13 protein-coding genes are annotated in these 12,118 nt (G+C 64.4%); all 13 read right to left on the bottom strand.

Annotated features, from left to right (window positions below; all coding sequences use genetic code 11):
- Positions 1-87 precede the first annotated feature (87 nt).
- Positions 88-729, bottom strand: a complete 642-nt coding sequence (locus tag HQL56_13520; protein ID MBF0310539.1) for a hypothetical protein — start codon at positions 727-729, stop codon at positions 88-90.
- 192 nt (positions 730-921) lie between these two features.
- On the bottom strand, positions 922-1,170 hold the full coding sequence (locus tag HQL56_13515; GenBank protein MBF0310538.1) for a Com family DNA-binding transcriptional regulator: 249 nt from the start codon (positions 1,168-1,170) through the stop codon (positions 922-924).
- 142 nt (positions 1,171-1,312) lie between these two features.
- A complete protein-coding gene (locus tag HQL56_13510) occupies positions 1,313-1,537 on the bottom strand; it encodes a hypothetical protein (protein MBF0310537.1) in 225 nt (74 codons plus the stop codon).
- On the bottom strand, positions 1,518-2,936 hold the full coding sequence (locus HQL56_13505; GenBank protein MBF0310536.1) for a hypothetical protein: 1,419 nt from the start codon (positions 2,934-2,936) through the stop codon (positions 1,518-1,520). The genes HQL56_13510 and HQL56_13505 overlap by 20 nt, the downstream gene beginning before the upstream one ends.
- On the bottom strand, positions 2,893-4,218 hold the full coding sequence (locus HQL56_13500) for a hypothetical protein (protein ID MBF0310535.1): 1,326 nt from the start codon (positions 4,216-4,218) through the stop codon (positions 2,893-2,895). Before HQL56_13500 ends, HQL56_13505 begins: the two co-directional genes overlap by 44 nt.
- On the bottom strand, positions 4,211-5,224 hold the full coding sequence (locus HQL56_13495; protein MBF0310534.1) for a hypothetical protein: 1,014 nt from the start codon (positions 5,222-5,224) through the stop codon (positions 4,211-4,213). Before HQL56_13495 ends, HQL56_13500 begins: the two co-directional genes overlap by 8 nt.
- Positions 5,221-5,718 carry a hypothetical protein gene (locus HQL56_13490; protein MBF0310533.1) on the bottom strand — a complete coding sequence of 166 codons (498 nt, stop codon included), beginning with the start codon at positions 5,716-5,718 and terminating at the stop codon, positions 5,221-5,223. Before HQL56_13490 ends, HQL56_13495 begins: the two co-directional genes overlap by 4 nt.
- Complete coding sequence (locus HQL56_13485) at positions 5,718-6,746, bottom strand: hypothetical protein (GenBank protein MBF0310532.1); 1,029 nt, start codon at positions 6,744-6,746, stop codon at positions 5,718-5,720. Before HQL56_13485 ends, HQL56_13490 begins: the two co-directional genes overlap by 1 nt.
- 9 nt (positions 6,747-6,755) lie before the next feature.
- Positions 6,756-7,121, bottom strand: coding sequence for a hypothetical protein (locus HQL56_13480; GenBank protein MBF0310531.1), 366 nt, complete (start codon positions 7,119-7,121; stop codon positions 6,756-6,758).
- The gene (locus HQL56_13475) at positions 7,118-10,264 is read right to left on the bottom strand and encodes a tape measure protein (GenBank protein ID MBF0310530.1); all 3,147 of its coding nucleotides are present in this window, start codon (positions 10,262-10,264) and stop codon (positions 7,118-7,120) included. The genes HQL56_13480 and HQL56_13475 overlap by 4 nt, the downstream gene beginning before the upstream one ends.
- A 302-nt stretch (positions 10,265-10,566) precedes the next feature.
- On the bottom strand, positions 10,567-10,923 hold the full coding sequence (locus HQL56_13470) for a hypothetical protein (protein MBF0310529.1): 357 nt from the start codon (positions 10,921-10,923) through the stop codon (positions 10,567-10,569).
- Positions 10,924-10,937: 14 nt separating this feature from the next.
- Positions 10,938-11,675 (bottom strand): hypothetical protein, encoded by a 738-nt coding sequence (locus HQL56_13465; GenBank protein ID MBF0310528.1) that lies wholly within the window; start codon positions 11,673-11,675, stop codon positions 10,938-10,940.
- Between the two features lie 15 nt (positions 11,676-11,690).
- Positions 11,691-11,936: a DUF2312 domain-containing protein gene (locus HQL56_13460; protein ID MBF0310527.1), complete on the bottom strand. Its 246-nt coding sequence runs from the start codon at positions 11,934-11,936 to the stop codon at positions 11,691-11,693.
- Positions 11,937-12,118: the final 182 nt, after the last annotated feature.

Here is a 12,118-nt window from a genome sequence, read left to right as displayed (position 1 = left end):
GATGAAGCGCGGCGCGATAAATTTGCGCTGAATTGCGCGATAATTTGACCGCGCCGCGATTTCGGCCTGCGAAACATAATTCCGGCTTTACTCCATACCGCCCGGTTTTGGGTAGGGGTGGATGGGGAGGCGGAGGTTGGTCATGGCCCGCTTGTCCAGGAAGTAGACGTAGCGGAACTGCCTGAAGGTGTGCTTTGTCGCACGGGTCAGGTTGTCCCGCAGGTGGCGGCCCCTGTTGCCGCCTTTGACGTGGGCTGTCAGCAGCATGTCATGGTAGGTCTCCCCGTCCAGCTCCCAGAAGACCGTTTTGTGGCTGCCGACGTAGAGGAAGTTGGCCGCCTGATACACCACTCCCCACCGCCCGCATCGCTCGTCTGCGAAGCTTTGTACCCATTTGACCTGGGGCATCACCTTGCGGATATACCGGAAACTGTAGCTGATGGCCCGGCTCTCCGAGTTGCGCGGCGCCGCATCGTCCAGCCACATCCGGTTGAGCTCCAGATACCCCCTGGAATCGGTCCCGGCCACCACCTTGTCCGCCCTCGCCGGGTTGAGGGCGTAGCCGTATTGCAGTACCCCCAGAAGCTGGCCAGCTACCCATACGCCCAGGTGGACGTAAGAGTTGTTAACCACCCGGCGGCTGTAATGGTGCGTGCGGATCATCTCCACCGCTACCACCCTCGGGACTTGAGCTACGTAGAACTCCCGCTTGCCAAATCCCCCAACCACCCCTGCCGCATCCTTGAGAAATCCGGCCTCCTCCAGTACCCGGACAGGTCCGGATACCGGAGGGTGATGCTCCGGTCGAGATACCATGAACGTCGCTCCGGACGCTCATGGCGCTCGCCATTTGGGATTCTTGACCCTGGTTGATGTTACCGGACCAGCATGGCTGGACCTTGCGGTCCAGCCATGAGGTGATCAGACGTGAAGATTCATGTGCATGGCCATGGCCCGACGCACTTCCTCTTCCAGGGTGTCGGCGGGTTCCAGGTCAGCGATGGCCTTGGAGGGGCTGCCGCCCAGAACCTTTCCGGATGCCGAAGTGCGCGTTTCAACCCCCCGCTGGGAGTTGACTGTCCCGCAGCGGGGGCATTTGATTTCAACCGCCCCCGTCCCTTCCAGCCGCGCCAGCTTTTTCCCACATTTGCTGCACCGAAAATCCTGCATCTCCATCTGGTACGCTCCATGCTTGTTTATTCCCGCCACCACGTGTGGTCGGGATGGCCTGTCCTGGCCAGACTTGCCTGACGAGTTACTGCTCGTCGTTCGGGGTGTTCGCGCACCCCGAACCCCGCCTTCCCGGCAGGGATCACACATAGAAAACCGGCGCATCCGTCGCGCCTTGCACCTTGACGGCTCGCCCATCTTTGACCGTTACCCGGTCTCCAGGCTGGATACCGGCCTCGCTGGCCACCTCGACAATCCCCCCGGAGGTGGCCACCTTGGCCATCCCCCCATTGATAGCCACCACCCGGCCCGTCATGGACCGTTGCCCGACCAGCAGGCGTTGCAGCTCAAGTAGTGGTTGGGACATATCGCACTATCTCCAGGGAGGTGGTCGCCTTGACCCCCTCGAAATGGTGACTCACAGAGGTGACCTTGCCCCGCCAGCTCTGGCCCATCAGGGCGTCGTGGATCTCCACGAGGTGTCCCGGCAGGACGGATCGATAGACGCATACCAGGGAGACCTCTTGCAGGCTCTCCCCGGCGTCGATCTCGGCGCGGCCCCGAGAGAGCTTGGCCAGGGTGTCGGCCAACAACGGGTCGGAGATATCCTCTCCGGGGTGATCTCCGGCGCCGCGCTGACAGACGATCTCCCCATCCAAGGGGGTGCCCCCGCTCAGCGCGGTGGCCCGCACCTGTACCGGGTAGTCGTCCAGCCCGGCCACCGATTCCGGCGCGGTCAGGCTCCACGAGGTGGCCAGCGTGGTGTATTGGATGCGGGCGATGGCCACCCCGGACCGTTCGGCGGACAGCGTGCGCCGGTCGGCCTCCAGGGTCAGCGTGCCCAGGTCGTTGCCCAGCCAGATCACTGATGCGATGGAGATGGCGGGTTTATCCAGGGAGCCGGTGGCCACCCCGTCAAAGACGATATCCTGGGTGGCCTGGATGGTCTGGGGAGCCCCCGGCAACAGCACGCCGGCGCTTGAGGTCAGCGCCACCCCGGTCAAATCCGGTCCGGCATGGATCAGCAGGTGGGCTGTCTCGCCGGACAAGAATCCGTCGCGTCCCTGATTGAGGCCATCCGGGCGGGAGTCCACCTCGGCGGCGATGTAGCCCGCCTGGGGCAGATAGCCCCGCACCAGCACCCGGTTGACCCGGTGGCGCAGCATGTGGGACTCGCGGCAGGAAAGGTTGTCGGCGGCATCGGTCAAGACGTGATCGGGGGTGGCCGTGGCCCAGTCGGGCACCCTGACCGGGAAGCGATGCCGCACCCGCAGACCCCCGCCGGGCAGGGTCTCCACCACGCCCCCGGCGGCCTCGGCGATGGTCCGGACCACCTCGATTGGCGCGGCATTGTGGACTGCCAACCGGCCACCGGGAATGAGCCAGTCCACGATCCCCCAGTCGATCTCCTGCCCTATCACCTCCTCGGCAGCGGCGCGGGCCTGGATCGGGGTTGCCCAGGTGCGCTCGATGGGGGTGGCTCTGGGGGTAGAAAAGCGAGCTGTCGGGCTGATCACCGAAACGCTGAAACGCGGCATACCCACACCGTCACGCTGTAGGGTTTTGTTGTCCACCAACAGCGCAAAAACCGCCCCGCCCACGGAGAGTGTGATCAGGCCGCCTACCCGCACCAGCTGATAGCTGGCCGGGTCGTCCAGCTCCAGCAAGCCGGTCCAAAAGACATCCCCCTCGGAAAGGGACACCTGCCCGGAGAGAAGCACGCTACAGTCTCCGCAGATAGTCGATGGCCTCACCGGGCAAGCCATCGATTTTGTATTGGCAGTCGCTCCAGCGCATCACCGATTCTCCGACCCGCTGAAAGACCATGGCCACACCATCGGCGCAGAGGTGTTCCTGCGTGGCGCATTCGGCCACGGTGTACTCCAGGACTGGCCCGTTGGGTGTGGACGCGGTAGTGCAGGTTTTATGATCGTGTGCGAAAGTTTCTCCCTGGGTGGTGTTGTCCTCGTAGACGACCCACTCCCCGTCGATCAGATGGGCCTTGGTCTCCCGGAGCGTATAGGAGTTCTCCAGGTACTCGTAATAGGCCGACAAATCGCGCGGCCTCAAGACGTTGCGCTGATAGAGCCTCTGTGACGTGTAATTCCGGGTCCATCTTTCCGTTGCCGTCTCGTGATAGAAGGTCTCGAAAGAGACCCCACCGGTAAGCATCGACAGAGTTTGATTCGCCGTGCCGACGATTTGCAGATTCCCGTTCACGACACCCAGCGTGGAGATTTCCCCTACCGTCTGTTCCGTTGTCGTCGTGGCCAGCACCGGCTCCACCGGGTCGTCGTAGGGACCTCCTCCTGTGGAGTAATAGGCGGGACGGCTGGTCGTGACCGCTCTCACGGCCTTGCCCCAGGCGAAGTGGATGGGGGTCCAGGATAGCGGTAGCGACAGAACGGTGAGCGGGGTTGCCAAAATGGCCCCGATGACGACGCCTCCGACACACTTGGCCATGGCCACCGTACTGCCGGGAATCAGCGTCCAAGGGGACAATGTGGTGTCCGCAGCCACGACGCCGACGCTCTCGGCGGCCCCGGATACCCGGATAAGCTCGTTATCCCGGATCATGTAGGGCATGCGCTGGACGAGTGTGGCGGCGTTGACGTCCTTGAAGAATACATAGAGGTGACCCGCATTGAGGGCGGCTCCGACGACGCTCCCCGGCGCGGTCCAGATGATCCGGCCCCCTTGATAGACTCTGCCGGAGGGCTGGTAGCTGCCGAGGTAGCCGTCCGCCGGACCGTCCCAGGTGACTGCGAGATGCTTGTTGGGGAGGAGAGCGCCTCCCCCGCCGCCATCGATGCCGTATTCCGTGGAGGCGCACATCTGCCCGGCCAGCCGGGAGGTGCAGGGGGTTGCCACATATCCATTAAACCGCTTGACAGCCGGAAACCCCGGCGGGAGCGGAACCGTCCACCATTTCGTTTTCAACCCGTACATCTGACCCGACCCGGCGCAACGCACGAGGTATTTGTATTTTTCCGTGGGTTCGGCGGCCATGGTTACGGCAAGCACAAAGGGGCCGAAATCGTTAGCCATTGGCGATCCTCAAAGTAGTGGTTGATCCGTTCTCCCCACCAAAAACCGTTTCAGACATCCGGATGAAGTCGTTGCCGGTGGACTGGCCGTTGGCATCCAGAATCGGGACCGTCACGGTCTTCCTCCTGGACTTATCCTCCACCAACACTTGGTTGGCCGGGGCTTTGGCCCCTTCTTTGATCCTGGAATCGCGCACCTGTACCGATGGGACTCCTCCCGGATTGAAACGGCGGGCGACCTTGCCGGAGGCGATGCGGCCTGTTGCGGAGATGGCCATGATGCGCACGGGAGGAACCTCTGTGGCCTCGATGCTGCCGCAGATCCAGGCGTCCTGCATGCACCGGAACTGCGCCGACGAGGCGATTTTCTCCCCGGTGTCGTAGTAAAATTCAAAAAGGGAATACTCGGTCCAGTATTCGACCAGGAGTGCCCCAAAGGTCTCGCCAGTCGCGAAAAACTCACCCCTTTGCCGGTCGTAGCGCGGCGTGGGCATCGGCTCGCCCTTGGCGGAAAAGAACGGCCACTCCCCCAGGGTGAGACAGTCCGGCTCGCCGTAGGGCCACCGCAGCGCCTTGCGGACCTCCCCGGAAAACTCGACTCCTTCCACCACCTTTTCCCGGCGCCGACCAAGGGGTTTGGCCCGATTGATGGGGACCCTGGTCCCCCCCGGCATGGGGGGGGTGAAAAATCCCGGCGGGATCTCCGGGGTGGAAAAAACATACTCGCCGCTGTCGATGCGGAAGGTGACGCCATCCCCCAGCTGGGCGGGGCAGTAGAGCTTGACCCGCTTGACGCCCGGCGCAACCATGCGCAAGGGGCTGTAGTTGCTGTCGTTGAAATACCGCCACTTGCCCCAATGGTCCACCTCGACGCAGAGGTCCAGATACTGGACCTGCACCGGGGCGTCGCCCCCCTGGTCGTCGTCATCGGTGACCAGCTCAAAGGGCAGCTTGGCAAGGCGGGAGTTGAATGCGATTTGGAGGCTGCTTGAAACCGTACCACTCATAACAAGTCCCCTCCCACCCATCCCTTGACCATGAATGCGCGACCGATCGGCTCCTGACGCTCCAGCAGCGAGAAGGTGAGACGCTCCTGCCTGTCCACCGGATTCCGGTTCAGGACGGAAAACGCCAAGGTCTCGCCCTGCGTGACTGGCCAGGAGAAACCGATCAACACCCCCGTTGCCGCATCCACGCCGGTCCGGAAAGCCACCGTGAGGCGATCCTGCCGGTCAAGCCCTTGGCCAATACCGATACAATCCCCCATCTCGACAGGGGTGTCCCCGAAACGGAGAGAGTCGCCCCGGTCAACGTAACGGTCCCCGAATGGCAGGGTGGCCTGAGCCGCAACCTGCCCCCCGAAAGGCAGGATGGTTTGTGCGCCAAACCTGTCCCCGAAGGGCAGTACGGTTTGTGCGCCAAACCTGTCCCCGAAGGGCAGTACGGTTTGTGCGCCAAAACCATCCCCGAAAGGCAGACTGGTTTGCGCCGCGACGGACATCAGACCGACTCACCGTTGACGGCCACCACGACGTTGTTGCCGGCCAGAGTGCCGCAACCGGCGGGCACTTTGTATTTTAACCAGAAAGGATAGGCTGCCGGGTGGGTTTTGAAGGTGAGGGTGTTTCCGGTTGCCCAGGTACCCCCCCAGCCCGAAGCCGGAAGGGTGAAGTACGGTCTGGAGAAGGTGGCGTTGGTGGGGGCGAAGTCCGCCCCGTTGGTGCTGCCACCGCCCGCCGCCCCCACCGTATCGCCGACACAGGTGAAGGCGGTGGCGGAAGTGAAGGTGAGGGTCCAGGTCTGCTCGATACCGCCGATGGCGTCGGGAATCAGGATGTCGGGGCTTGTTCCGCTGCCGTTCCAGCCATCATAGGTCCCGGAGGCAGAGGAGAGGCTCCAGTCGCTCGCCGTGGCCTCGATGCTTCCGGCCTCGATGCAGGAGCCTACAAAGGTGTCGGCGGCGAGATAGTCATTGCCGAGGGACTGCCCCTCGGCAAAGGTCAGGGTGGCCAGATCGCCGTTCCAGGAGACCGCGTTCGAGGCCGCCAGCCGGATGAACTCCGTGACGCCCGTCAGGGAGCCGACATCGGGTTTATTGGAAATGCGGATCAGGTCTCCGTCGCGGAAGATGGCGTCGGCAGCCGCCTCCGTGGCCACCGCGACGGATGTGGCTCCGAGCGAGGCATTGGCGTTGAGCGGACCGCAGCCATAGAGCCTCTCGCTGCCGGTGATGCCCGATTGGGTGTCGGTCTGGGTTGCGGGAAAGATCGTCACCCGGTCACCCGCCTGGGTCGGCTTGGCGATGAAAAGGCGGGCCGAGGTCAATGGCAGATTGTCGGCGTTGGCCACTTTGCGGAAGAGCTTGCGGTACCGGGTGATCCCGGCAGCCCGCTCCGCTTCGGAAACGTTTGGCAGCACGTTGTTGATGACGCTGTCGGCTATGGCGGTGGTAGCCATGCGGCCACCGTTTCCCGAGGTGTCGTTGCGCACCTGGGAGGGGTAGAGCTTCAGCTCGGAGGAGACGATCATGGGGGCACCTTATACGGTCATGAGCCGGATCTCTCCGGCGTAGTGGTCATGTCCCGGCCAGAGGGGCTCGAAGCGGCAGGCCGGGCTTTCGTGGTGGCGGAACATCACTTGGTGGCTCTCGCCGTCCCACTCCAGGATAAAAACCGCTCCCGGCTGGGCGGCCATGGCTAAAAGGGCGTCGCGGGCGGCGACGGTGGCCAGACCGTAGCCGCGTTGCAGCTCCAGGGTCACGGGGCGGCCCCCGGCAAGGGGCTGGTGCCAGACCACCTGTCTGCCGCCCAGGGTGCGGGCCGTCTCCTGGGCCACCGGAGACCAGCTGAAGCGGTCGGTCCACTGGATGCCGGGGGGCAGGTCGAGGCTGCCGAGGCGTTTCATGCCAGCCCCCTTTCCAGCTCGCGGGCGGCGCGGACAAAGTCACGCATGGCCTCTCTTGGCCCGGTCATCCTTGTGGGCTTGCCGCCCAAATTGAGAGTAATGGTGCCCAGCTCTTCAGCGGCGCTGCCGGAAAGGGTCGCGGTACGATCGGAAACAGGCGGGCGCAGCTCGGGGATGTTGATGTGGCGCACCAGCCCGCCGCCGGCGAAGCGGGGCAGGCGGGAGGGATCCAGTTGCATGGCGTTGAGGGCATCCATCAGCGGCACGCCGAAATGGCGCACCGCCTGGGACTTGATGACGTACTCCCCCGGCGCCAGCAGCGCCGGGATGGAGTCCACCCCCTCGCGCCCCACGGAGGGGGTCATGCCGCCCCGCGAAAAGGCCAGCGCCCCCACCAGCCCTCCGGCGGCGTGGGCCTCGGCGGTTTTGGTGAGGGTGGTGATGGTGATGGTCTTGTCCTGTAATGCGGCCAGCCTGGCTTGCAAGTCGCCGAGCGCCGCCTGCGCCTGGGCCACCTCGGCCTTGACGGGGATGGTCTTGTCTTCCTTGAGGTTCTCCAGGGCCTTGTTCAGCACATCGACCTGGGCCTTGGCCTGCTGCACGCCGTTCAGGGCCGCATCGGTCTTGCCCTTCTGGGTCTCCACCTGTTTGGTGGCGATGGCCTCGGCCTGCTGGTCCACCCGAGCCGATAGCTGCATGGCCTCGGCATAGGCCTTTTGCGCCGTCTCGGCATCCTTCAGGGCCGCGCTCTGCTTGAGGACCTCGTCGGTGTATTTGCGGGCCTCGGCGCTGGCCTTGGCGGCGTTTTCGAGATCGCCCCTGCCCAGCGCCTGGTTGGCGCTGCCCATCATCATGGCTGCCTTGACCCGGCCCTCCTCGACCTCCTGCACCCGGTCCGCCTCGGCGGCCTCCTCGGACATGCCGCGACGTTTGATGTCGCGCAGGGTGGAGCGCTCGCCGCTGCGGCGGTCGAGGTTATCCTCGCGCAGCTTCCTGATGCGCTTGACCGCCTCTTCCTCCTTCTTCAATTCCTCGTCGAGGGCGTGACGCGCTGCCTGCAGCGCCTGTTCGGCGGCCTGCTTTTTGGTCTCCAGGATGCCTTTGATCCGCTCCTTTTCTTCCTTGGCCAGCTTTTCCTGCAGGGCGGCCAGGGCCTTTTCCTTGGCGGCGATATCATCGCTCAGGCGGATGCGCTGCCGGGCATGGTCGGTGAGGGTCTTGGAGAGGGCCTCGACCTTACGCTTGGCCTCCTCGAAGCTCATGGCGCCTTTTTTGACCTCGCCGGAGAGGGCCAGGATGGTCTCCGCAGCACCACTCTGGCCCAGATCGACCCCGGCATCCCTCATGCCGCCCATCTGCTCGGCAAAGTATCTGGCCTGCTCGCCGGCGCGTTTGGCGGTTTCGCCCAGGGCTTTTTGCTCCTCAGCCATCTTGCCCATGACGTAGGACGCGCCCGCCCCCGCGACGGCGATAAGCCCCAGGACTGCGCCCACGGGGGTGGCCAGGAAACCGGCGGCGGCGAGGGTGGCCGCCTTGAGAGCCCCGCCAAGGGTGGTCAGAGCGGTCACCGCACTGCCCGCCGCCATGCCGATCTGCAACAGAGCGGCATCCTTGGCCAGGATCAGGGCCTGGGATAGCTTGCCGGTGGCGATGGCCGCCGTGGTGCTGCCGGCCCCGACCAGACCCAGGGTGGAGACCCACGACAAGCCCGTCACCGCCGCAAAAGCCCCTTGCGCCGCCGCCGCGCTCAGTGCGGCCACCTTGTAGGCCACATAGGCCTCGGCCACCGTGGTGATGGCCCCGGCGTTGGCCGTCAGCCCCCGCACCAGATCCGCCAGTCCGACACCGAGGCTTTTCAGCCCCTCCGTCGCTTCCGGGCTGTTGAGGGCCTTGGAGAGGGCATCCCCCATCTGCGCCAGCGCCGGGTTCAGCTCACGCGCGATCAGATCCTTTTTTTCAAACAGGGTGTTGAAAAGCCTGTTGAAGCCGGACTGCGCCCCCTTGGCGGCCTGTTCCGCCGCCGGGGCGAACTCCTTGAGAAGCAGATCGGCCAGCTTGGGCAGCAGATCCTTGGCCATCACCTGCCCCTGCTCCAGCATCTTGCCCAGCTCCACCTCGGTGACGCCCATGGCGCGGGCCGCAAGGCCAAACGCGCCGGGAAGACGCTCGCCGAGCTGGCCTTTCAACTCTTCGGCCTGGACCGTTCCCTTGGACATCATTTGGGATAGGGCCAGGAAGGCCCCTTTGGTTTCGTCGCCAGAGAGTTTCATGGCGGTGGCCGCCGTGGCCACCGCCGTGAAGATGTGACGGGTATCGTTGCCGGCCACCCCGGAGGTCTTGGCCGCGACGGCGAACTTGCCGTAGGCCTCGGCGGCGGAATCGAGCTTGAGGCCCAGCCTGTCGGCCTCGCCCCGCACGAAATCCAGCTCCTTGCCGGCTCCCTCGCTGGAGCCCGCCATGGTGACCAGCACGGCATTGATGCGCTCCATGGCCAAGCCGGACTCGATCACCGACTTGGCCAGGGCCGCGAAACCGATGCCGGCCAGGGCGCTTTGCAGCGCCCCGAAACCGGAGGCCAGGGAGGTGGAGGACGAGGTGGCGGATTGGAGCGCGGAGGCGGCGCTTTGGGCTGCGGGCACATGCGCGGCCAGGGCCACGGCGGCGGCGGATGCCTGGGACTGCATGCCGGATAGGGCTTGATTGCCCCCGGACATAGCCCGATGGATACGCCCCGCCGCAGCCTCGGAGTCGCTGCCCATGGCCTGCATGCCCTGGGCAAGACCCTGCCGCGCCGCATCCACGCCGCGACCGACGCCGGCCAGGGCGCTTTGCAGCGCCCCGAAACCGGAGGCCAGGGAGGTGGAGGACGAGGTGGCGGATTGGAGCGCGGAGGCGGCGCTTTGGGCTGCGGGCACATGCGCGGCCAGGGCCACGGCGGCGGCGGATGCCTGGGACTGCATGCCGGATAGGGCTTGATTGCCCCCGGACATAGCCCGATGGATACGCCCCGCCGCAGCCTCGGAGTCGCTGCCCATGGCCTGCATGCCCTGGGTGAAGCCCTGCCGCGCCGCATCCACGCCGCGAATGAAGGCGGCGGGATCGGCACGGAGAGAGATCTCGACGGTGTTGTTGCGCAGGCTCATGGTCCAGTCCCGAAAAGGATGATTCAGACTGGCTTATGATCGGTCTAAAGAGGGGCGAGGTCTTTTAAAGCGGTTGAAAAAATGGGGGGTGAGGGGTTGGTCAACGGAGGCCCTCACCCCCGGCCCCTCTCCCGGAGGGAGAGGGGAGAAAGGCAGTAGCCCCTCTCCCTCCGGGAGAGGGGTTGGGGTGAGGGAATGGGTATCTGCGAAACGGTTTCAGCCTCCCGCCTCGTTGGCCCACTCGATGGCGTGGAGAAACAGGGTCAGGGAGTAGTCCCAGACCCTGGTATGGCCCCGCCCGATCAGGATGAAGCAGGCTCTCTCGATACGTCGGGCTGCTGTTGCCGGATCTGTCGGCCCAGCTCCGCGAACCGCCCTCTGATCTGAAAAAAACGCGGGTTGACCTCCTTGCAAGCCGCCGCCACCTGCTCCAGCTCGGCGGGGGTAAGATCCAGAGCGGTTTCCCGCGTGAGGTCGGTCATCCGGAGGATCTCCGGTAGGATTGCATCCTCAAGCAGAAAGGCCTCGACGGGATCCATCGCCTGCAACGTCTCCCCCGCGCTGTTGAACAGCTCGATCACCTCCCGCGCGGACAGCTCGTGGCAGGTGATCTCGCGGTCGGCGAGGGTGAGCTTCTTTTCACGTCCTGAAATGGCCATAAAACACTCCCCTATCAGAGTACCGCCTGCTCTTTGAAGTATTTGCTGATGCCGTCGCCGGTCTGGTTCGGATCCATCAGCAACTCGCCGGTCAATTCCAGCGTGGCGAATTTGTCCCCCTTGTAGTCGCGTTCCTTCGCGGCGCCGAATTTGACACGCCAGACGTAGACATTGAGCGGTTTGCCGTCCATGGCGTTGTTCACACCCTCGAACAGCAGAAACATCTCCCGGCCCGAGGTGAGCATGGCCTGGACATCGGCCTGTTTGGGATAGGTGTAACTGACCTTGAGTGAGTCGCCATCATCGATGGAGGAGGCTTCCGGAATGGTGATGCCGGCCCCCGAAACCACATAGTCCGTCTCGGCGTTATAGGTAGTCAGGCCATCCTGCGACTTGACCACCACGCTTGCGGCCCCGGACTTGGCCAGTAATACCAGCCCGCCCGTGCGGGCCGTAACCACCTCGTCCGTGCTGGATCCGGCAGCGATGTCCGTAGCCTCGCCCCCCAAAGCCAAGGCCAGGTTCTCGGGCCGGAGGTCTTTCAGGACCAGCGTGAAGGTGGCCCCGGTGATGCGGCTGAAAGACGACAGAACCCCCCCTCCCGGAGAGTCGGTGTCTTCGAGCTTTTCGCTCTTTTCGGCGATGCCGATTTTGACTGTCTCGGTGTTGCCGACATACCGCAGTGGGGCTGTCGGAGTCGCGTAGGGTCGGAGATGGACTTTCCCCGTGCCGTTGTAGAAATAGCCGCTCATCTTTTGGTCTCCTGATCAGCCCATGCCGAGGGCTTGTCGATACAAATGGAGCAAATGCTCCTCCTCATCCACCATGTGTCTGTCCATCTTGCGCTGCCGCAAAATCTGCCGGATCACCTTGCTGTTAAATCCGGCGCTCCGGGCCTCGGCGAAGGTGTCCCGGATGTGTTGCCCGAGAGCTGCTCGCTCTTCTTCGAGGCGCTCCAGCCGCCTGATCATCTGCTGCAAATGCGCTGCGGCCTCGATCAGTTGGTCGCTCATGCGGTTTCCTCCTGGAGGGGCGAAATAAACGACACCGTGCCGGAGTCGTATTGCGCCCCGATGACGATGGGGGGATCTTCTGTGCCTTTGATCCGGCGCAGGAAATGATCTTCCGGCGGTTCCCATTCTCCCGCCCCCCCCCCCCCCCCCCCCCTTTTTTCCACCCCCCCTTGCGGGGTAAA

The organism is Magnetococcales bacterium (genome assembly GCA_015231925.1).
Taxonomy (GTDB): domain Bacteria; phylum Pseudomonadota; class Magnetococcia; order Magnetococcales; family JADGAQ01; genus JADGAQ01.
This window is presented reverse-complemented; position numbering and strand designations above follow the sequence as displayed.